23 protein-coding genes and 1 tRNA gene are annotated in these 20528 nt (G+C 64.9%); 9 read left to right on the plus strand and 15 right to left on the minus strand.

Annotated elements, in window-relative coordinates; genetic code table 11:
• On the minus strand, window positions 1-581 hold a 581-nt coding region (locus ABGV18_RS05200; protein WP_396585113.1), incomplete at its 3' end, for an NAD-dependent epimerase/dehydratase family protein.
• 275 nt (window positions 582-856) lie between these two features.
• Here ABGV18_RS05200 and ABGV18_RS05205 point away from each other — a divergent pair.
• The gene (locus ABGV18_RS05205; RefSeq protein ID WP_396585114.1) at window positions 857-1318 is read left to right on the plus strand and encodes a hypothetical protein; all 462 of its coding nucleotides are present in this window, start codon (window positions 857-859) and stop codon (window positions 1316-1318) included.
• Between the two features lie 125 nt (window positions 1319-1443).
• Here ABGV18_RS05205 and ABGV18_RS05210 read toward each other — a convergent pair whose 3' ends face one another.
• The 4 genes from ABGV18_RS05210 to ABGV18_RS05225 all read right to left on the minus strand — a co-directional run bounded on the left by ABGV18_RS05210 (window position 1444) and on the right by ABGV18_RS05225 (window position 4172).
• The gene (locus ABGV18_RS05210; RefSeq protein ID WP_396585115.1) at window positions 1444-1653 is read right to left on the minus strand and encodes an acetyltransferase; all 210 of its coding nucleotides are present in this window, start codon (window positions 1651-1653) and stop codon (window positions 1444-1446) included.
• 51 nt (window positions 1654-1704) lie between these two features.
• Window positions 1705-2190, minus strand: a complete 486-nt coding sequence (locus ABGV18_RS05215) for a host attachment protein (RefSeq protein ID WP_396585116.1) — start codon at window positions 2188-2190, stop codon at window positions 1705-1707.
• A 222-nt stretch (window positions 2191-2412) separates the two neighbouring features.
• On the minus strand, window positions 2413-3411 hold the full coding sequence (locus ABGV18_RS05220) for a rhodanese-like domain-containing protein (RefSeq protein ID WP_396585117.1): 999 nt from the start codon (window positions 3409-3411) through the stop codon (window positions 2413-2415).
• 62 nt (window positions 3412-3473) lie between these two features.
• Window positions 3474-4172: a DUF6969 family protein gene (locus ABGV18_RS05225; protein ID WP_396585118.1), complete on the minus strand. Its 699-nt coding sequence runs from the start codon at window positions 4170-4172 to the stop codon at window positions 3474-3476.
• Between the two features lie 386 nt (window positions 4173-4558).
• On the opposite strand from ABGV18_RS05225, the gene ABGV18_RS05230 reads away from it, so the two are divergent.
• The gene (locus ABGV18_RS05230; RefSeq protein ID WP_396585119.1) at window positions 4559-4708 is read left to right on the plus strand and encodes a hypothetical protein; all 150 of its coding nucleotides are present in this window, start codon (window positions 4559-4561) and stop codon (window positions 4706-4708) included.
• A gap of 66 nt (window positions 4709-4774) precedes the next feature.
• Here ABGV18_RS05230 and ABGV18_RS05235 read toward each other — a convergent pair whose 3' ends face one another.
• The 3 genes from ABGV18_RS05235 to ABGV18_RS05245 form a co-directional block, all read right to left on the minus strand.
• Complete coding sequence (locus tag ABGV18_RS05235) at window positions 4775-5440, minus strand: DUF6691 family protein (protein ID WP_396585120.1); 666 nt, start codon at window positions 5438-5440, stop codon at window positions 4775-4777.
• Window positions 5440-5952: a YeeE/YedE thiosulfate transporter family protein gene (locus ABGV18_RS05240; protein WP_396585121.1), complete on the minus strand. Its 513-nt coding sequence runs from the start codon at window positions 5950-5952 to the stop codon at window positions 5440-5442. The genes ABGV18_RS05235 and ABGV18_RS05240 overlap by 1 nt, the downstream gene beginning before the upstream one ends.
• 115 nt (window positions 5953-6067) lie before the next feature.
• Window positions 6068-7093 carry an MBL fold metallo-hydrolase gene (locus ABGV18_RS05245; protein ID WP_396585122.1) on the minus strand — a complete coding sequence of 342 codons (1026 nt, stop codon included), beginning with the start codon at window positions 7091-7093 and terminating at the stop codon, window positions 6068-6070.
• Between the two features lie 248 nt (window positions 7094-7341).
• Here ABGV18_RS05245 and ABGV18_RS05250 point away from each other — a divergent pair, with 248 nt between their 5' ends.
• Both ABGV18_RS05250 and ABGV18_RS05255 read left to right on the plus strand, forming a co-directional pair.
• Complete coding sequence (locus tag ABGV18_RS05250) at window positions 7342-7803, plus strand: transcriptional repressor (RefSeq protein ID WP_396585182.1); 462 nt, start codon at window positions 7342-7344, stop codon at window positions 7801-7803.
• A 29-nt stretch (window positions 7804-7832) separates the two neighbouring features.
• Window positions 7833-8450, plus strand: a complete 618-nt coding sequence (locus ABGV18_RS05255) for a methyltransferase (protein ID WP_396585123.1) — start codon at window positions 7833-7835, stop codon at window positions 8448-8450.
• A 96-nt stretch (window positions 8451-8546) separates the two neighbouring features.
• Here ABGV18_RS05255 and metW read toward each other — a convergent pair whose 3' ends face one another.
• The 5 genes from metW to ABGV18_RS05280 form a co-directional block, all read right to left on the minus strand.
• Entirely contained in the window at window positions 8547-9152 is a 606-nt protein-coding gene (metW, locus tag ABGV18_RS05260; RefSeq protein WP_396585124.1) for a methionine biosynthesis protein MetW, read from the minus strand.
• Complete coding sequence (metX, locus tag ABGV18_RS05265; RefSeq protein ID WP_396585125.1) at window positions 9149-10357, minus strand: homoserine O-succinyltransferase MetX; 1209 nt, start codon at window positions 10355-10357, stop codon at window positions 9149-9151. Before metX ends, metW begins: the two co-directional genes overlap by 4 nt.
• A 17-nt stretch (window positions 10358-10374) precedes the next feature.
• Entirely contained in the window at window positions 10375-10926 is a 552-nt protein-coding gene (locus tag ABGV18_RS05270) for a YggT family protein (RefSeq protein WP_396585126.1), read from the minus strand.
• A 72-nt stretch (window positions 10927-10998) separates the two neighbouring features.
• On the minus strand, window positions 10999-11838 hold the full coding sequence (gene proC / locus ABGV18_RS05275) for a pyrroline-5-carboxylate reductase (RefSeq protein ID WP_396585127.1): 840 nt from the start codon (window positions 11836-11838) through the stop codon (window positions 10999-11001).
• 75 nt (window positions 11839-11913) lie between these two features.
• Entirely contained in the window at window positions 11914-12576 is a 663-nt protein-coding gene (locus ABGV18_RS05280; RefSeq protein ID WP_396585128.1) for a YggS family pyridoxal phosphate-dependent enzyme, read from the minus strand.
• 131 nt (window positions 12577-12707) lie between these two features.
• On the opposite strand from ABGV18_RS05280, the gene ABGV18_RS05285 reads away from it, so the two are divergent.
• The 5 genes from ABGV18_RS05285 (at window position 12708) to thiO (ending at window position 17682) form a co-directional block, all read left to right on the plus strand.
• A complete protein-coding gene (locus ABGV18_RS05285) occupies window positions 12708-13757 on the plus strand; it encodes a PilT/PilU family type 4a pilus ATPase (RefSeq protein WP_396585129.1) in 1050 nt (349 codons plus the stop codon).
• Window positions 13758-13940: 183 nt separating this feature from the next.
• A complete protein-coding gene (locus tag ABGV18_RS05290) occupies window positions 13941-15086 on the plus strand; it encodes a PilT/PilU family type 4a pilus ATPase (RefSeq protein WP_396585130.1) in 1146 nt (381 codons plus the stop codon).
• 104 nt (window positions 15087-15190) lie between these two features.
• Window positions 15191-16345: a PilT/PilU family type 4a pilus ATPase gene (locus tag ABGV18_RS05295; RefSeq protein ID WP_396581316.1), complete on the plus strand. Its 1155-nt coding sequence runs from the start codon at window positions 15191-15193 to the stop codon at window positions 16343-16345.
• A gap of 50 nt (window positions 16346-16395) precedes the next feature.
• Window positions 16396-16469 (plus strand) — tRNA-Gly (locus tag ABGV18_RS05300).
• Between the two features lie 124 nt (window positions 16470-16593).
• Window positions 16594-17682, plus strand: coding sequence for a glycine oxidase ThiO (thiO, locus tag ABGV18_RS05305; protein WP_396585131.1), 1089 nt, complete (start codon window positions 16594-16596; stop codon window positions 17680-17682).
• On the opposite strand, the gene ABGV18_RS05310 is transcribed toward thiO, so the two are convergent.
• Both ABGV18_RS05310 and ABGV18_RS05315 read right to left on the minus strand, forming a co-directional pair.
• Complete coding sequence (locus ABGV18_RS05310; protein ID WP_125199332.1) at window positions 17679-18017, minus strand: P-II family nitrogen regulator; 339 nt, start codon at window positions 18015-18017, stop codon at window positions 17679-17681. The genes thiO and ABGV18_RS05310 overlap by 4 nt on opposite strands.
• 221 nt (window positions 18018-18238) lie before the next feature.
• Window positions 18239-20473: a primosomal protein N' gene (locus ABGV18_RS05315; RefSeq protein ID WP_396585132.1), complete on the minus strand. Its 2235-nt coding sequence runs from the start codon at window positions 20471-20473 to the stop codon at window positions 18239-18241.
• Between the last annotated feature and the right edge of the window lie 55 nt (window positions 20474-20528).

Here is a 20528-nt window from a genome sequence, read left to right on the forward strand (position 1 = left end):
ACCGTCACCGGGATGTCCTTCACACGTGCGTAGGACAAGGCGAACGCCTCGTCGGCAAGCTTGCTGATGGCGTAGTTCCAGCGTGGCGGCGCCTCTGGCTGGATGATCAGATCCATATCCTCGGAGAGCCGGGGGTCGGTACGGGGACCATAGACCTCGGAGCTCGACGTCACCAGCACCTGCGGCTTCCAACCGCAGCGATCGACCGCACGCAGCAGGCGTTCGCAGCCCGCGATATTGGTTGCCATCACGCCAATGGGCTGTTCGAGCACCCGGAAAACCCCGACCACGGCGGCCAGGTGGTAAACACGATCGGCCCAGCCGACAGACTCAGACAACCCGGACCAGGTGACGATGTCGGCCTCGGTAAAACGGAAATACGGAGAGTCAAAGTGGGTGGCAAGGTTATCGCGTGACCCGGTACTGAGGTTATCGACGACATGGACCAAATCACCCTGGGCGAGGTGATGGTCAACCAGATGCGAGCCGATGAAACCGGCGCCGCCAGTGATTAAAACGTGCATCCCGAGCCTCCTTTTGTCCCCGATTACCGCGGTGGCACGGACGGCAAATTTTGCCATCCGTGCCAGAGTGTAGTCGACTTAACCGCAGCCGCATGCAGCCGGCATATCAAGGCAGGCGCCCGCCTGACGCCTGTGGTTGCCCCTGCTATCTTTACCCGATGCCCGGCATTAACGCCACCGGCAACAACACCTGTGCCGAGCTCTTCCGAGTGAGGAAGATCGGCCAGCCCACGGTATGTCCACTGCCCCCTCGCGCGTCACGATCCGGGACATGATCAGGGCTTGAACTCGGCCAACGTGACACAGCCAACTCAATCCGGGAGAAACATCCTATGAGCGAACCGACCGTCAACCGCCCTGCCCTTGCGCTGTGGATGATCGCCAGCCTGGCCGTAGCCGTCCTGCTGATGTGGGTCGGTGCCGATCTACATCAGCCCGGCGCCGAGAGTGCGCGCACGCTGCCCGCCTCCCCGTTGACCGGTGCCATGGGGTTTGCCTTCCTGCTTGCCTGGGCGGCCTTTGCCTACGCCGCTTCGATCACGACACCGCACCGGGGCCTGGAGCATGTCGGGCTGTGGGCGGCGCTTATCCTGCCACTGATCATCGTGGTGCTGCTCGACGCGGGCCAATCCCTGATTGCGCTGTTGCTCGCGATCGCCTGGCTGGCGACCCTGATCTGGACCGGGTGGCAACTCGCCCGCCGCGAGGCGCTTGCCGGCCTGATGATGCTGCCGGTGATCGGTAGCGCAATCGCCAGCCTGCTGTTGTCGCTCACGCTGTGGTTGCTGCCCTGAGTCACCCACACACCCGCCCCCCGAACAGCCCTGGAAAAGACGAAGGCCGCCAGATCAAAGATCGGCGGCCTTTCTAATTTGAAGCTGGCTGATTTGAAGCTGGCTGATTGGGGCTGGCGCGCGCGTCAGTCTTCTCGCCAGTGCAGGTCGATCCAGCAGCGGGGCAATGGCTCGCCAGACGGAAACTCGAGATCGGCTTTTTCGACGCTTTCCTCGTCCTGCATTTCCTCGCCCGCGTGCTGCCGGCCCATCACGCTCGGCAAGGCCGGGTCAGCGAGGGTTTCCAGATCGATGATCTCGATCATGTTGTCGTTATCCTTGCGCTTGAGAAACATGCGCCGCTCTCCTGGTTCGGGAAATGGTCTGTAAACCGGTGCGAATCCAACTCACAGGCGTTCTGGCAAGGCGGCACGAATTTCCTCCGGCGACCGAGCCGAGAAATCCTTGGCCTGATCGGCTACCAGTTTGGCCTGAAGCCCCTTTCCCATCTCCTCGCGCAGCAAACCGAGAAAGCTGGGCGCGGCCATCAGGTAGAACCGCTCCACCCGCCCCTTCTGCAGGGCCTGATCCAATTCGGCGATTACTCCTCGGGCGAAGCGCTTGGCTTCCACGTCACGCGCGCTGTTGGCCGGTTCGTAGGCATGCATGGCGTCGCCCTTGCGGTCGGTGGTCGAGCCCGGCCGATCGGTCTCCAAGTCCGATTCTGCCAATCGGGCCGCGGAATTGGACAACGAAACCACCTCCTCAAGCTCTCCCTTGGGCGCGGGACGGCTGGAGGGGTGGATCTCACTGCCGCGATACGCGCCACTGTTGTCACGGACCGCGAGAAAACGCGCCCGAGCCTCATCGGCAACCACTACCCAGGTACTCATAGGCCCAACCTCCTTGCTCTGTCGTGTTGACCTCCACGAGTGTATACGCTGATCTCGTCACCTGCCGCGGGGACCACTGGCAACGTCATCTCGTCAGCGGTGGGATCAACCGACGTCGAACACCTCGGCGCGCGACGCAGGTCGCCGTCTTTCGATGAGCACTGCCCCACACAAAAAACCCCGCCGGTCGGCGGGGTTGTCGGATCGTGAGGCATTGGTGGATCAGTAGAGCTGCGCCGGGTTGACCGAGGTCGCTCCATCGTCGACATACATGCCGTATTCCTTCATGGAGCCGTCGTACAACGCGACGTCATCATTGCCCATGATTTCGCTTGCGACGAACCACACGCCGGAAGCCAGGTTGCCCGAGTTGCAATACGCGATCGCCGCGCCACTCGGATCGATGTCCTTGAATTCCATGATCGAGCGATAGCTGGACGCCGGCAGGAAATTGGCCGCCGCACCATCGGCCCGCACGAGCACGCTGGTCGGCACGTTCTTGGCGCCGGGCAGGTGGCCGGGCACGGTCTTGGACTTGCTGAACACGCCCAGGTACTGGTTCGGTGGGCGGGCATCCAGCAGCTGGATACCGCCGCCGTTCGAGTCCGCTGCCTCGCGCGTCTCGGCATAGGTGGCGAGGATCTCGTCACGCTCGTCGGTCGCTACCCAGTCACCCGCATCCATCTTCTCCGACTGCCCGGTGCCGGCATCAAAACCTGCCGCCAGCCAGTTGGCCAGACCACCGTCCAGGATGGCCATGTCGTCATGACCGAAGTACTTCATCTGCCAGTACAGGCGGGTGGCCTTGGTGAAGTCGGAGCCGGACAGGCCCAACGGCACGATCACGACCGTGTCGTCCTTGTCCACGCCCAGGGCCTGGACGAAGGATTCGAAGTCGGCCTTTTCGGGGATCAGCTTGCCGACCTTCTTGCCGTTTTCCATGCGCTCGACGCGCACCTTGCCCCAATCGACGAATTGGGCACCCGGCACGTGACCGGAGACGACGGAAACGACTTTCTTCCCCTCGACCTTCTCGTACTTCGGCGCCATGGCAAACGCCTTTTCCGACCCGGCAATCTGGAGAACGGTGACCTGCTCGAGGTTGTCATTCAGCCACTGCGGGTCAACTACCGGACCCGGCACATCCAGTGCCCAGGCCCCTTGCGCGATGGCCAGGGCGGCCGCCCCGGCGGGAACAGCGAGAAACCGCTTGAATTCCATATGACTCAACTCCTTCTTCGTGCATCAACAAACGACACCAAGTGGCGTCGGAAAAGCCGCCCTCAGCCGGGCGGGAAAACCAATTGGGATTGCATGGCCTCGAGGCGCCGCGACCACTCGGCCCGTATGGCGCCCATGTCCAGCGGGCATTCGCTCAAGACATGCCGGTCTCGATCCGCCAGCACCTCCGGATCAGGCCACTCGCCGGCATCGGTCGTCAAGGCGCGATCGCGCGCCTCGAGCAACTCGCGAATCTGTGGCATCAGCAGCGCCACCAGGGCCGTCAACCACCGCCCCACCAGCCACGACGGACGAGACCGGTTGATCTCGAAAGCGTTCGGCAATCGCGCCAGCAGCTCAGTGGCCGAGCGAACCGTTTCACCGGTCACCCAGGCGTTGGTGGTGAACAACCGCCGCGCACGCCCCTGACTGTCCATCGATACCGCGACCACGTGAGCGAAGTCCGGCTCGTCGTCATCGGCAATGAAGAGGTGAAAATGGCCGTGTTCGGCCAGCGTCCACTCAGCCGGTTCATGCGCGTGATAGTAAAAACGGGCCGCGCTAACCGGGTCTCGAGCATCGTCGGGGGGAAAATGCGCCCAGTAGTCGAAGCCGTCTTCCGGGTGATCCCGGAACAATTCGGTAAGCACGGTCTGGTTGTCGGCGGCAAGCGCCGCCTGGATCGACCCCCATTCATCAATGGCCGCCAGACCGGCATCAAGCCAGTCCTCGGGCAACCGATGGGACGGGGCGTCATTCATCGAGACATCTCAGACCGTGAGCGGCACTCGATCACTGACCGCCCGGTGCGCAGGGGTTGCTGCCACGCCCCGCCGGGGCGCAAGGGTTGCCGCCTCGGGCTGCCGGCGCACAGGGATTACCTCCCCGAGCGGCTGGGGCGCAGGGATTGCCACCACGAGCGGCCGGCGCACAGGGGTTGCCACCTCGGGCCGATGGCGCACAGGGATTACCACCGCGAGCCGACGGTGCGCAGGGGTTGCCGCCCCGAGCCGATGGTGCACAAGGGTTGCCTCCCCGAGCCGAGGGCGCGCAGGGATTGCCACCTCGCGCCGACGAGGCGCAAGGATTCCCCCCACGGGACGACGGGGCACAGGGGTTGCCGCCACGCGCGGAGGGAGCGCATGGATTGCCACCCCGGGTCTGCGCCGCGGCCGACAGCGGCAGCATGGTGGTCGCGGCAAGCGAGGCGCCCACGGTGAACGCCATGGCCGGCACGGACAACTTGAGCGCGCGGCGGGCGCGGGCCTGTCGGGCGATCTTCTTCGATTCCATCTGATCATTCTCCTCTGAATAAGGGCGGGCGGCCGTCGGCCGGTCCGCGAAATCGCGAAGCCTCGGCGGCTCAATCGTCGTCGGTGCGGCGCGCGGCGCTGGCCTCGCGACCCAGGTCGCGGCCGAGTTCATCATGGTTGCCGGGGTCACGCCCCTCGGTGATGTCCTCGGCGCTGTAAACACCCTGGCTACGCTGCTCGAGCGCGCGACCGGCAAAGAAACCACCCGCCAACACCAGCAGCATCGCGACCACCACCAGCCACGGCGAGACACCCAGCAATTCCGGCACGGTGCGAGCCGATACCTGCATCCCGTTGACCGCGGCCTGGATGAAATCGCTGTCGTAGACGCCGGCGAAGGCCCAGACACCGATCACCATGCCAAGCATGAATATCAGTCCGTCGATCCGGCCACTACCGAACCCGACCACGGAGGTGCCGGGACAGTAGCCACCAATGGCGAAACCGGCGCCGATCAACACGGCCCCCAGCACGGTGCCCCAGAGATACGTTTCGGCAACGAAGAAACCCTGTGCGCCGAAGGTGTTGTTCAGCTGCAGCAACAGGATGCCGATCGCCGCGACGATGATGGCCGTGAACATGACCTTGAACACCGACCAGTCGGTGAGGCGAAACTGGGCGGTAAGTTTGCAGGGGGAGCCAAAACCGGCCTGCTCGAGCACGAAGCCGAACAACAAGCCGGTGGCCAGTGCGGTACCCGCGATGCCGTAATCCATTACCAGACCCTCCGCATCAACAGACTGATCAATATCCCGACCACGAAGAACACGACCAGGAAGACGAAGCCCGCCACGCCCAGCATGGCGGTATTGGAAAGGCCGACGCCACTGGTGCAGCCAGCCGCCAGCCGCGAACCGAAGCCGGCCAGCAGGCCGCCACCCAGGGCGAGCAGCAGGCGCGGCGCGACCCCGATCCGGCCGGAACCGCGATCGACCTTGACCCGGAACCGCCCGGAGGAAACCGACGCGAGGATCGCGCCGATCAGGGTGCCGATGGCGGCGACCACGATCCATGCCGCGAGCGGATTTCCCTGCGCCATGCCACCGAGGTAGGCGTTCTCACGAGTGGCCTCGGGTGCGACCTGAAGACCGATCTCGGTGGCCACGCGGGCGAAGGCACCGGAAGAGCCCATGCCGTTGCCCACCAGCACGAAGGTGAGCAAAACGACCAGGCCGAGCACGATGCCGGCGATAAAGGGGGGCCATAACGGCCTAACTTGGCAAGACATTCCCTGCTGGACCTCCTTGAATCAGCAATTAAAAATCCTGAAAGACCCGCCAATCCAGCGAGCCTATCGATATCAACTGTCAGTGGGCGGGTCACCCCGCCCGGGTGACACCCCCTTAGAAGGCAGCCGCTTCGGCCTCGAGAAACGCGAGCGAGGCGTACTTGCCGATATTCTGATCGAAACCGTTGGTTACCGGGGCGTAGTACTGCACCCGCTCGTCCTCCAGTGCATACGCTTTCGCCTGACTCGGGCCGGCCATCTCCTCGACGGCCTTCTCGGCAGACTCGTAGATGCCCTGAAAGAAGATGCGATTGTGCTCGAGCAGATCGTAGGCCGGAAAGCCGTGGGCCGGAATCCAGAACGCATCCGGCACGTTCTGCTCAAGGGCATCGAACGCCTTGAAGGTCCCGAGGAAGCTGCCGTCGTCCATGTAGGCGATGCGATTGTTCATCGCGATGTCGCCAACGTGAACGATCCGCTCTTCCACCAGCTCGAGGCTGATATCCGACGGGGTATGCGCGGTGCCGTAGAAATGCACGCGAATCGTGAGGTCGCCGAAATCAATCTCGTCGCCATGGCCAACCACCTTGTTCGGCGGTGTCACCACGGTGCCCTCGATCGCGTTACCCGTGGAGCGTTCCATCAGGCTGACCCAGAATTCGCCCTGGTTGGTGCGAATGGCCGAGGCGGTCTTCTCGTGCGCGTAGATCGGCACGTCCGGGTTCTCGTTGACGAAGGCGTGGTTACCCAGCCAGTGATCACCGTGGTAGTGCGTGTTGAAGACCGCTGCAATGGGCTTTTCGGTGATTTCTCGGATCTGGCGCAAGGCCATGCGACCAATCTGCAAGGAGGCGCCGCTGTCGATCACCACGACACCCTTCTCGGTGATGGCGAAGGTGATGTTGCTCATCATTCCCTGGTTCTCCTCGGAGGGGAACCCCCAGGGCGAGACGATCATGTAGACGTTCTCGGTGATCTCGGTGGCCGGGATATCCGGCATCGGCGGCCCTTCGATCACCAGTTTTTCCTCGGCGAACACACGCGAGGACCACGACAGGGGCGCGGCGGCGAGGCCGGCGGTGACCCCGATGTTGCGCAAAAAACGACGGCGCGTTACCTGGAACTGCTCTTTGAATTCCATTGCCTTTTCCTCCGGTGTGCCCGCTTTCGCCTTCGGGGACCTCACGCCGGGCCGGCCGTTCGACTGGGCCGATCCGGAGGGGGCGAGCAGGCCATGTTTATTAGCTGTCTCTAAATAATGATCGCCGTGACCCGAAATTTCAACGTTGTGGCGATCGATATTGTTGATCCGGCGTCAGGTTTGCTTCTGTCCTCGATGCCGGGCCACTACACTATGATGCCTCATTGATTCCAGATAGCGGCGAATTCATGTCCTGCGCCCATCACGACCAGTGCATCGACGATGCCCTCGCCCGCGCCGAGGCGATTTGCGCCCACTCCGGCGCGCGCCTGACGCCGATTCGGCGCGACGTGCTGCGCGAGGTATGGTCCAACCACGAGGCCACCAAGGCCTATGACCTGATCGAGCGTCTCTCGAAGCACGGCGAGCAGGTCAAGCCCCCCACGGTCTACCGGGCGCTGGACTTCCTGCTCGAGCAGGGCCTGATCCACCGCATCGAGAGCCTCAATGCCTTCGTCGGCTGCGAGCACCCCCAGGAGCCGCACCAGGCCATCCTGCTGATCTGCGATCAATGCGGCGACATCCTCGAGGAGGACAACCCGGCCGTGCATGCCGCCCTCGACGACCTCGCCAACCAGACGGGCTTTGCGCCCCGCTCGGCGGTAATCGAACTGCGCGGCCTGTGCCGGGCCTGCCGAACCGCTCATTAACCCACCACCACGTCAAGCGATCACACCGCATGAGCCTAGCGCCCCGCATGAACCCAGCGCCCAACGCCAAAACCATCGCCGCCCTGCGTCGCGACCAGATTCTCGACTGCGAACTGCTCGGCCAGCGCCTGACCCTGCATTCCACCTGGGGACTGTTCTCCCCACGCGAGGTGGACGCCGGCACCCGCCTGCTGCTCGAGCACACCCCGATTCCGCCAGCCGGCAGCAGCATCGTTGATCTAGGATGCGGCTACGGCCCCATCGGGGCCACCATGGCCAAGGCCTGCCCGGATGGCCACGTGATTTTGCTGGACAAGGATTTCGTCGCGATCGATTACGCCCAGGGCAACCTGGGCCGCAATCGGCTGGAAAACGCCGAGGCCCGGTTGTCGAACGGCCTGTCGGCAGTGGATGGCGAGAAATTCGATCGGCTCTACTCGAACGTCCCGGCCAAGGTAGGCAAGGAGATGTGGCAGATCATGCTGTTCGACACCTGGCGGGGCCTCAACCGCGGTGGCGAGGTCTGGTTCGTGTCGATCAACGGCCTGCGCGAGTACTTCAAGCGCACGATGAAAGAACAGTTCGGCAACTACGAGAAGATCAAGCAGGGCAAGACCTACACCGTGCACCGCGCTGTAAAGGCATAAGGACCGACGCCGGTCGCGCGAGTGACGGAATGACCGGAATGCCATTCCGGACGCATGGCGGCAATCGGGTGGCTCAAGCCGTTTCTCGGGGTGCGCTCAGACCACCCGCTTGCGGATGCGATAGATCGCGTGCTCGCCAAACCAGTGGGGTAGCGCCCGCAGCAGCGGTGAGCTGCGGCGATTCTGGTCGACCACGGCCCGGTCGAGGATCTCGATGCCCAACCCCTCGCAGAGCGACTCGAAGTCGCGCAGGGTGCAGAGGTGAATGTTGGGCGTGTTGTACCAGGGATTGGGCAACGCCTTGGTGGTCGGCATCATCCCCTGCACCCCCAGCTGCCAGCGATTGCGCCAGTAGCCCATGTTGGGGAAGGTGACGATGCCCTCCGAGGCAATATCGAGCATCTCCCCGAGCAGGCGCTCGGGGTGGCGAATGGCCTGGATGGTCTGACTGACCAGCACGTAATCGAAGCTGTGCCGACCAAACCAATCGCGGATGCCGTCGTCGAGGTCCGCCTGGACGATGTTCAGGTCGGCCGCCACGCCGCGGGCGACGCGCTCGTCATCGACCTCCATGCCCACCCCGCGCACCGAGCGCTCGGCGATCAGATGGCGCAACAACGCGCCGTCGCCACAGCCCAGGTCGAGCACGCCGGCGCCTTCACCAATCCAGCCGGTGACGATATCCCAGTCGGGGCGATTCATGCGTAACCCTCCTCGGTGCCGGCGTCCTCGGTCATGCGGCGGGCAATATTGTCGAAATAACCACGCAAGACCTGGTGATAATAGGGAATCGGCATCAGGAAGGCATCGTGTCCCTGATGCGCCTCGACCTCGGCATAGGAGACCGACTTGCCGGTGGCCAGCAGCGCGCGGACGATCTCCTTCGAGCGCACCGGCGAGAAGCGCCAGTCGGAGGTGAACGACACCACCAGGAAGCGGGCGGTCGCTGGCGCCAGCGCGGTGGCCAGATCGTCGTCGGCCTCGGCGGCCGGGTCGAAGTAGTCCAGCGCCTTGGTCATCAAGAGGTAGGTATTGGCGTCGAAGCGGTCGACGAAACTCGTGCCCTGGTAGCGCAGGTAGGATTCGACCTGGAACTCGACATCGAAGCCGTACTGCACCTTGCCCGAACGCAGCTCACGACCGAACTTGGCCCGCATGGCGTCATCGGACAGATAGGTGATGTGCCCCAGCATCCGGGCGAGCATCAGGCCGCGCCGCGGGATCGCCCCATGCTCGGCGTAGCGCCCGTCGTGGAAGTCCGGGTCGGTGATGATCGCCTGACGCGCGACCTCGTTGAAGGCGATGTTCTGCGCCGAGAGCTTCGGCGCCGCGGCGATGACGACCGCGTGGGCGATCGCCTCGGGATAGCTGATCGCCCACTGCATCACCTGCATGCCACCGAGACTGCCGCCAGCAACCGCCGCCCAGCGGGAGATGCCGAGCCGCCGCATCAGCGCGTGCTGGCTGTTGACCCAGTCGCGCACGGTGAGGATGGGAAAGTCCGGGCCGTACGGTCGCCCCGTCTCCGGGTTGGTGGACAACGGCCCGGTCGAACCCTTGCAACCACCCAGATTGTTCACGCAGACGACGAAGAACCGATCGGTATCAATCGGCTTGCCCGGGCCGATGGCGGTATCCCACCAGCCCGGCTTGCGGTCCTCGGGGCGGTGACGACCGGCGGCATGATGGTCCCCGGACAGCGCATGGCAGATGAGCACGGCATTGTCGGCGCGCTCGTTGAGCTCGCCGTAGGTCTCGTAGACCAGTTCGTATTCCTCGATCCGGCGACCACAGTCGAGCAGCAACGGCGTGTCGATGTGCGCGGCCTGCGGCTCGACCAACCCGACCGAACTCGGCTGGTGCGTTGTGCCGTCAAGCGACGATTTCTTTGCGGTGGATTCGCTCATCAACGTCCTCTTGGCGTTCAGCCCATCAACAGGTTGCCGACCACCATCTGGGCCACCTGGATAATCAGCAACACGGCCAGCGGCGAGAGATCGATCCCGCCGATCGGCGGCAGTACGCGCCGGATGGGATCGACCACCGGGTCGGTGAGATCGGCGAGGAAGGCCACGCCAGGCGAGCGGTCATTGCCCAGCCAGGACGCCACCGCCCGCAGCAACACCGTCCAGAAGAACAGGTTGGTCACCGTCAGAAAGGTGAAATAGATCGTACCGATCAACACGCCGGTGCCGGTCATGCCGACACCCTGCATCGCGGTAATCGCCCAGACCATCAGGGCCACCATCACGACACCGAATACCAGCGCGGCCAGGTCGTGGCGACCGACCGGCTTGATCACCGTGCGCAGGGGGTTGAGCACCGGATCGGTGATCTTGACGATCGCCTGGCTCACCGGGTTGTAGAAGTTCGCCCGGAACAGTTGCAGGAAATACCGGATGAAGGCGACGAAGGCCACCAGTTCGAAAAGCACCCGGACCAGAAAAACGCTCGGATCCCCGAAACTACCGCTCATGCAGAACTACTCGACAGGTTGATGGTTGGGGCCGGCAGGCCAGCCCGAAAACGCCCGGCTCAATCGACCGGTTCACTCGGCCGCGCGATCACTGACATCGGCCGCCAGCTCCCGGCTGCGGTCACGCGAGGCACGAATCGCCCGGGCGAAAGCTTCGCGCACGCCCGACTCGTCCAGCGCCGCGATCGCCCGCTCGGTGGTCCCGCCCGGCGAACAGACCCGGCGGCGCAACTCGGCCGGCGAGTCGTCCGCCGCCAGCGCCAGCTTGGCCGCACCGAACACGGTCTCCAAGGTCAGCAGCCGCGCCACGTCCGGCGCCATGCCCATGTCTTCGGCCGCGGCCTGCATCGACTCCATCACGTAGAAGACGTAGGCGGGGCCACTGCCGGACAGCGCCGTGACCTCGTCAATCTGCGATTCGGCATCGAGCCACTGCACCACGCCGACCGCCCGCATCAGCGATTCGGCATCGTTGTGCTGTTCGCGACTGACCGCCTCGGCGGCGAACAGCCCGGTCGCACCACAGCCGACCATCGACGGGGTGTTGGGCATGGCGCGCACGATCGCGGCGTGACCGTTGAGCCATCGGGCCAGGGCGGCGACCGGGATGCCCGCGGCAATCGAGACCACCAGCTGCCCCGCCGCCAAATAAGGGGCCAAGTCTTCGGCGATCATCTGCATCACCTGCGGCTTGACCGCCAGCACCACCAGTTGGGCGCCCTCGATGGCCGCGTGGTTGTCCTCGGTCGTCTCCGCCCCGAGCTGCTCGCCCAGGGCACGTCGCCGATCGGCATCCGGCTCGGCGACCACGATCGACGGCCTGGCGTCGGACGGCGCGTCCTTGAGCATGCCGCCAATGAGTGCGGCGGCCATATTGCCGCCACCGATGAAAGCTATCCGCGAGGCATTCATTGTCTCACCTGCCCTATGTGCGTGAATCCAGAACCCAGAAAAATAACACGAATGGCAACCGCCGGCCGCCGCCCCTCAGGAATCGCGCGGCCCGAACAGCGCCGTGCCCACCCGCACGACGGTCGCCCCCTCGGCAATCGCCGCCTCGAAATCGCCGCTCATCCCCATCGACAGGTCGGGCAACGGTTCGGCCAGTGACGCGTTGAGCGCCGCGAGTTGAGCGAAGGCCGCGGTATTCCCCGGTCGCGGAATACACATCAGGCCGCGCAGGCACAGCGTCGGGTACTCGGCACACGCAGAGACGATATCGGGCACATCGGCCGGATCGGCCCCGGATTTGCTCGCCTCACCGTCGACATTGACCTGGATCAGCACGTTTAGCGGGCCCATCACCGGATCGCGCTGCTCGCCCAGTCGGCGCGCGATCTTGGCGCGATCGACACTGTGCACCCAGTCGAAATGAGCGGCGATCGCGCGGGTCTTGTTCGACTGGATCGGGCCGATGAAATGCCAGGTCAACGACAGGTCGGCCAGCTCGGGCTGCTTGTCGATCGCTTCCTGCAGGTAATTCTCGCCGAAGTCCTGCTGCCCCAGCTCGTCCAGCGCGCGGATGGCCTCGGCCGGCTGGCGTTTGCTGACGGCCACCAACGTTACTTCACCCGAATCGCCGGGCCGATCGGCACTCGCCGCTTCGATGCGCGCGCGGATGCCGTGGTATGCGCTTTCTCGATTTCCCATCTTGCACCTTGTGCGTGTTCGTTTTACCTTGTCTGCAACGAAGGCCGAGCCGCGTCACTGCGGCGCTCCGGGCCCTCGACAGGCACCACCAATGGACTTTTCACGGGGCCTTCCCCGCAAAGGACGATCGCATGGCCGAATCTCGAGATATCGACTCCCTGCTGATGTTCACCGTCAAAAACGGGGCATCGGACCTCCATCTCTCGGCCGGCGAGCAGCCCCGCGTGCGCATCGACGGCGACATCCGCAAGGTCAACGTGCCGGTGATGGACCACAAGCAGGTCCACTCCATGGTGTACGACATCATGAACGACCGGCAGCGCAAGGAGTACGAGGACAACCTCGAGGTCGACTTCTCCTTCGAACTGCGCGGGCATGCCCGCTTCCGTGTCAACGCATTCAACCAGAACCGGGGCGCGAGTGCGGTCTTCCGCACCATCCCCAGCAAGGTCCTCACCCTCGAACAGCTTGACGCGCCGAAGGTCTTCCAGGAGCTGTGCGACTACCCCAACGGCATCGTGTTGGTCACCGGCCCGACCGGTTCGGGCAAGTCGACGACGCTCGCGGCTATGGTCGACTACGTCAACGACCATCGTAACGACCATATCCTCACGGTCGAGGACCCGATCGAATTCGTCCACGACTCCAAGAAGTGCCTGGTCAACCAGCGCGAGGTCCATCGCGACACCCACAGCTTCAACGCCGCATTGCGCTCGGCGCTGCGCGAAGATCCGGACGTCGTCCTGGTCGGTGAGCTGCGTGACCTGGAGACCATCCGCCTGGCCCTGACCGCGGCAGAAACCGGCCACCTGGTCTTCGGCACGCTGCACACCAACTCGGCGGCCAAGACCATCGACCGGATCATCGACGTTTTCCCTTCGGCGGAAAAGGACATGGTGCGGGCGATGCTCTCGGAATCCCTGCGCGCGGTCATCTCGCAGACCCTCCTCAAGAAGATCAGCGGCGGGCGCGTCGCGGCCCATGAGATCATGCTGGGCACACCGGCGATCCGCAACCTGATCCGCGAGAACAAGGTCGCGCAGATGTACTCGTCGATCCAGACCGGCCAGGCACAGGGGATGCAGACGCTCGACCAGAATCTCAAGCAGCTGGTCACCCGCGGTGTCATCTCCAAGGACCATGCGCGCGGACGGGCAAAGAACAAAGAAGACTTCAGGTAACGCGTAACGCGCCTGGGTTAAGGCGTCACGCGCCTGGGGCAATCCCCGAGGCAATCGTTTGGCGATCGGATCACGCCGATGCCGCGAAGGGAAGCTCTTGAAGAGCTCACGCCTCGCCTGAATACCTCATCCACGCCGGCCAGCCAGGGCGGCCGGGCGGACAACGCAAGCCGGGAATTCTCGATGGACCGTCAGCAAGCAGCCAACTACGTACAGGCCCTCCTCAAACGTTCGGTCGAGCGCGACGCCTCCGACCTGTTCGTCACCGTCGGTGCGCCACCCTCGGCCAAGATCGACGGCAAGGTCGTCCATCTGACCGACCAGAAACTCTCGGTGGAAAACACCCAGATGCTGGTCCGCTCGATCATGACGGACAAGCAGGTGGCCCAGTTCGAGGAATCCCACGAGTCAAACTTCGCCATCGCCCTGCCGGGGGTAGCGCGCTTTCGTGTCAACGCGTTCATGCAGCGTGGCAGCGAAGGCATGGTGCTGCGGATGATCCGCTCGGAAATCCCCAACTTCGACGAACTCAAGCTCCCCGACATACTGGGCGAGATCGCGATGACGCCCCGAGGCCTGGTGATCTTCGTCGGCGCCACCAGCTCGGGCAAGTCCACCTCGCTGGCCGCGATGCTCGACTATCGCAACGAGAATTCGCGCGGTCACATCGTGACCATCGAAGACCCGATCGAGTTCGTCCACAAGCACAAGGGTTGCCTGGTCACCCAGCGCGAGGTGGGCGTGGATACCGAGTCCTTTGGCGCGGCGCTGAAAAACACCCTGCGCCAGGCCCCCGACGTGATCCTGATCGGCGAGATCCGCGATCGCGAGACCATGGACCACGCCATCGCCTTCGCCGAGACCGGGCATTTGTGCCTGGCCACGCTGCACGCGAACAACACCAACCAGGCACTGGATCGCATCATCAACTTCTTCCCCGAAGAACGGCGCCAGCAATTGTTGATGGACCTGTCGCTCAACCTCAAGTCGGTGATCTCGCAGCGTCTCTTGCGCAAGCCGGACGGTGAAGGGCGCGTTCCGGCCGTGGAAGTGCTGATCAACACCCCCCTGCTCGGCGACCTGATCTTCAAGGGCAATGTCTCCGAGATCAAGGAAGTGATGAAGCGTTCGCGCGAGCTCGGCATGCAGACATTCGACCAGGCCCTGTTCGACCTCTACGACAGCCACCAGGCCGACTACGACGAAGTCATCAGCAAGGCCGACTCGGTCAACGATCTGCGACTGCGCATCAAGCTCGACAGCAAGCGCGGTCTACCCAAGAGCCGCGAGGACGGCGCCGAAGACGATCTCAAGGTCGAATCCGACTGAGGGAAGGCCTGGAAAATCATCGACGACCCCTGCGGATCGCCAGGCCTCCAGAGGCAAGACGCAGTGCCGCCACCCGATCCGCGACCTGAAAAGGACCCCGCCCCATGAGCGAACCGAGCCTCGACCCCTACCTGAAGCTGCTCGCCGACAAGGAAGGCTCCGACCTGTACTTCTCCAGCGGCACTACGCCCGCGATCAAGATCCAGGGCGAGATGCGCTTTATCGGCAAGGACCGGTTGCGCGCCGGCCAGGTCGAGGAGCTGGCCCGCTCGGTGCTCAACCAGCACCAGATCGACGATTTCCTCGAGAATCTCGAGCTCAACGTCGCGCTGTCACGTCCGGGCACCGGCCGTTTCCGGATGAACGTGTTCATGCAGCGTGGCGAGTGGTCGCTGGTGATCCGCTACATCCAGGCGGAAATTCCGCGTGCGGCCGACCTCAACCTGCCGATGGTGGTCGAGGACCTGATCGTCGAGCGCCGCGGACTGATTTTGGTCGTCGGCGCGACCGGCTCGGGCAAGTCCACCACGCTGGCCGCCATGATCGACCATCGCGCCGAAACGCGCCCCGGGCATATCCTCACGGTTGAGGACCCGATGGAATTCGCCTTCAAGCACCGCAATTCGGTGGTCAACCAGCGCGAGGTGGGGGTCGATACCCGCTCGTACGCCGCGGCACTCAAGGAGGCCCTCCGCGAGGCACCGGACGTAATCATGATCGGCGAGGTGCGCGACCGCGCGACCATGGAACACGCGCTGGCCTATGCCGACACCGGCCACCTGTGCATCAGCACCCTCCATGCGACCAACGCCAACCAGGCACTCGATCGCATCATCCGCTTCTTCCCGTCCGAATCGCGCGACCAGTTGCTGATGGACCTATCGATGAACCTCAAGGCGATCATTTCGCAGCGCCTGATCATCGGCAGTGGTGGCAAGCGACTACCGGCGGTGGAAATCCTGGTCAACACCCCATTGGTCTCCGACCTGATCAAGCGCGGCGAGGTCGACGCGATCAAGGAATCCATGGAGAAGAATGCCTCCAGCGGGTCCATGACATTCGACATGTCGGTCTTGGAACTCTTCAAAAAAGGCCTGATATCGCGCAACGAGGCGCTGGAGAATGCCGACAGTCGCAGCAACATGGAATGGCTGATGAGCTTCGGCAGTGGCCAGGACGAACTCAAGGCCGCGGCAGCCGACTCCAGCGGCATCAAGAGCGACAAGTCGGACAGCAACGAACTGCCGCCGCTGGACTGATCAACGTGGCTTGCGTTTGCCCCGACGGACCACGATAATCCTCGACTCCTGCGGGTGTAGCTCAATGGTAGAGCAGAAGCTTCCCAAGCTTAAGACGAGGGTTCGATTCCCTTCACCCGCTCCAGTTTTCCCGGACGCCGCCCGCCACACGCCCGTGCCCCACGGGGCTGTTGGCAACCCCGCCTGATTCCGCCGAGGCGGCGATCGGGCCATGTCCGGCAGCGGCCGCCAGATGGCATGATCCTCCCGTGAGCTCGACCCGCTTCGACATCATCGTCGTCGGTGCCGGCATTGCCGGCCTGACCAGCGCGCTCGCCCTGCAGCGGGACGGCGCCAGCGTGGCCGTACTCGATCGCCATCGCGCTGGCACCGAGGCCTCCTGGGCCGGCGGCGGCATCCTCTGCCCGCTGTACGCCTGGCGCTACCCCCAGCCCGTACTGGCCCTCGCCGCCGAGGGCATGCGCCGTTACCCCGACCTGCTCGCCTCGCTCGACTCCGGCATCGATCCCGAGCGCTGGGTCACCGGCATGGAAATCCTCGACCCGATCGGCGAAGGCGAGAGCGTTGACTCGATCAGCGCAACGCTCACATCGGCCGGCATCGCCCACCAGTGGCGACGGCAAGAGATCGGGCACGGTGAGGCGTTGTGGCTGCCCGAGGTGGCCAACGTGCGCAACCCTTATCTGCTCGACGCCCTGATCGATACGGTGCGCGCACGCGGTATTGGACTGCGCGAGCAATGCGCGGCCAACGGGCTGTTGCTGAGTGAGGGCCGCGTCACCGGGGTGGCCACCAGCGAAGGCGATTTGCACGCCGACCGGGTGGTGATCACGGCAGGCGCCTGGAGCGAGGCGCTGATTCCGGGCCTGGCAGCCGGCAGCCTATTCCCGGTTCGCGGGCAGATGCTGCGCCTGGAACCCCGGCCGCAGAACGGCCTCGACCGTATCCTGATGGAGAATGGCGTCTACCTGATCCCGCGCCGGGACGGCTCGGTGGTGGTGGGCTCGACGGTGGAATACGCCGGTTTCGACAAGACGGTGGATGCCGAGGCGCAGGCCCGGCTGCACGCTCACGCCTGCCGGCTTTGGCCGCAACTGGACGGGGCAGAAATCACGCATCGCTGGGCCGGTCTGCGGCCCGGTTCAAGCGACGAGCTCCCGCTGCTGGGAGAGCACCCTTCGATTGCCGGGCTGTGGGTCAATACCGGCGGCTTTCGCAATGGACTGGCGATGGCCCCGGCCACCGCCGATCTGCTCGCCGATCGCATGGCCGACCGCCCGACGGCCGTCGACCCGACACCCTATCGCCTCGATCGCCTGATCCAGACAGCGCGTTAGAGCGCGTCCTCGTTCTCCTCGCTGGTGCGGATGCGCACCGCACGCCCCACTGGCGAAACGAAGATCTTACCGTCGCCGATCTTGCCCGAATAGGCGGCCTTGACGATGGCATCGACAACCGGGTCTTCCTGATCGTCGCTGACGACCACCTCGAGCTTCACCTTGGGTAGGAAATCGACCACGTACTCGGCACCGCGATAAAGCTCGGTGTGACCCTTCTGCCGGCCGAAACCCTTGACCTCGGTGGCAGTCAGGCCATTGATGCCCAGGTCCATCAGGGCGGTACGCACATCGTCGAGCCGAAACGGCTTGATAATCGCTTCGATCTTCTTCACGTCGCTATTCTCCAGACAAAAAGGGGGCCCCATAGTGTAATGCACTGCAATCGGCCTGCAGAGAGGGAAGGTCTGCACGAATCCGATGCCACCCGGGCCTGCGTGATCAAGGCGCGTCGTCGCCGGTGTACCGGCGGCCACGTCAGGACGGCACGGCGAGTAGTCGCCTGGCCCCACGCGGCGCGCGTTGCGTCGGGCCACTCTCCCTAGGCCCGATCGATCTAGGCCAGATCGATCGGGTCGACATCGATCGACCAGCGCAGCCGTCCAGCCAGCCGACGGCTGCCGACCGAATCGTCCACCTGCCACAGGGCGCGGTGCAGGGTGCTGCGCACCCTGGCCAGCAGTAACAGCTGGAACCGATACCGCCCGGCCCGACGCGCCAGTGGGGCCGGCACCGGCCCCCAGACGGACAATTCCTCGCCGAAACCTTCGCGCAGCTCCTCGGCGACCTTGGTCAGGAAGGCACGTGCGGTATCCGCTTGCGGTGCATCCGCTCGGATCAGCCCGGCAAAGCGCGTCGGCGGCAACTCGGCCTGCTCGCGCTCGGTAAGCTGGGCGGCCATCACCGCCTCGTAGTCCTCGGCCAGCAACTGGCGCAGCACCGGGTGATCGGGATCGTGGGTCTGCACCAGCACCTCGCCCGGACGCTCGGCCCGCCCGGCACGTCCAGCCACCTGCAGCAACGACTGGGCGAACCGCTCGGGGCCGCGAAAATCCGCGGCGAACAGCGCCTGGTCGGCATTGACCACGCCCACCAGGGTCACCCCGGGGAAATCGTGCCCCTTGACCAGCATCTGCGTGCCCACCACCAGCCGGGCCTCGCCCCGGGCAATGCGCGCGAGACTCTCGGCCATCACGCCCTTGCCGGCGGTGGCATCCCGGTCCAGCCGCACGATGCCGAAGCCCGGGAAACGCGCGGCCAGCACATCCTCGAGTTGCTCGGTGCCCAATCCGCGCACCGAAAGCGGCGCCTGGCAGGCCGGACACTCCGCCGGCACCCCCTGCTCGTAGCCGCAGTGATGACAGCGCAACCGGCCGATCTGCCGGTGCCAGGTAAGAAAGGCATCGCAATGCGGGCAACCGGCAACATAACCGCAGGCGTGGCAGACCAGGCTGGGGGCATAGCCCCGCCGGTTGAGATAGAGCATCACCTGGCCGCCATCGAGCAGGTGTCGTTCGATCGCCCTGAACAAGGCCGGCGAGAGCCCCGCTTCCATCGTCTGGCCTCGCACGTCCAGGCAATGGATGGCGGGCATGCGTGCCCCGGTAGCCCGTTCGGTCAGGCGCAGGTGGCGATAATGCCCCGCCCAGGCATGACGTAAACTCTCCAGCGACGGCGTCGCCGAACCTAATAGAACGGGGATAGCCAGTTGCCGTGCCCGCCAGACCAGCACGTCGCGGGCGTGATAGAGAAACCCCTCCTGCTGCTTGAGCGCGGCATCGTGCTCCTCGTCGACCACGATCAGGCCCGGCCGGGCCAACGGCACGAAGGCCGCCGAGCGCGTCCCAATCACCAGCCCGGCCGCGCCGGCGGCAACCGCCCGCCACGCGGCCAGTCGCTCGCCGTCGGCCAGCCCCGAATGCAGGACGGCCGGCTGCACCGCCAGTCGCCGTGCGAAACGGTCGATCAGTTGCGGGGTGAGCGAGATCTCGGGCACCACCACCAGCACCTGCCGCTCCGCGGCCAACTCACGCTCGATCAGGGCCAGATAGACCTCGGTCTTGCCACTGCCGGTCACCCCGTGGAGCAGCCAGGCCCGGAAGCCGTCGCCGCCCGAGACGACGGCCTCGACCGCGCCTGTCTGTTCATCGTTGAGTGCGGGCGCCCTCTCATCGCCCGGCTCGATCGGCACGGGCCACTCGGCAGGCGCGGTGATCCGGGTCGGCTCGGCCCAGCCCTTCTCCACCAGCCGGCGGCGCACCGCCGCTGGCCCCAGCCTCGCGGCGGGAACGGGTTGCTCCGATGCCGCCAGCGCCGCCAGCGCCTCTCGTTGCCGCTCACCCCGCGCCTTACCCTCGCTCAATGCACTCCGGCCGGCCGAGGTCGGCGCCAGTGCCTCGACCTCGAGACGCCGGTCCCCTCGCAGGATCTTGGGCAAGGCGGCAAACACCACGTCACCCAACGGATGGTGGTAATAGGCCGCCGCCCAGCGCAGGCACGCCAGCGTCTCGGCATCCAGCAGCGGCGCCTCGTCGAGCACCTCGAGGATCGGCCGGGTCTCCTGCTCATCGATCACGGCCGGCTCGAGCACCACCGCCACCCGCTCGGATTGACCGAATTTCACGCGCACCCGCACGCCGGGCGCGGGCAACGGCCCGGCGGCGAGATCGAAATGATAGGTGAAACCACCGAAAAACGGCCCCGGCACGACCACCGTCCAGGCGGTCACGAGGCCGGCAGGCGTGGCCGGGCACACCGGCGTCTCGGGGTGTTTGGGGGGGGCGAGATCCATGACGCGGAGGATACCGCAGGCGCGGCGGTCGCCGTCGACCAAGAACGGACGACAC

It is taken from the genome of Guyparkeria halopsychrophila (assembly GCF_044582135.1).
In the GTDB taxonomy this organism is placed as follows: domain Bacteria; phylum Pseudomonadota; class Gammaproteobacteria; order Halothiobacillales; family Halothiobacillaceae; genus Guyparkeria.